Here is a 213-nt window from a genome sequence, read left to right as displayed (position 1 = left end):
CACAGCGCGGCCTGCCCGGCCGAGCGCAGCCGATCCGACCGGCCGACGGACACCGCGCCGCGCGTGACGCACCACAGCGGGGCGTCGACGTCGGCCTCGTCGAGGGCCTCGACGAGGGTGCCGGTCGAGACGAGCCCGGCGGAGACCGCCGGGTGCTCCGCCGCCGGTTCCTCCGCCAGGCCCAGCAGCGAGACCACGCCGGTGAAGGGCACT

Annotated in this window: 1 protein-coding gene; it reads right to left on the bottom strand. The window is 77.5% G+C overall.

Annotated elements, in window-relative coordinates:
* On the bottom strand, window positions 1-213 hold a 213-nt coding region (locus G3I65_RS41315), incomplete at both ends, for a hypothetical protein (RefSeq protein WP_160700900.1).

The organism is Amycolatopsis sp. SID8362 (assembly GCF_010550475.1).
Taxonomy (GTDB): Bacteria; Actinomycetota; Actinomycetes; order Mycobacteriales; family Pseudonocardiaceae; genus Amycolatopsis; species Amycolatopsis eburnea.
The sequence above is the reverse complement of the archived record's forward strand: the minus strand, read 5'-3'. Positions and strand labels throughout refer to the sequence as shown.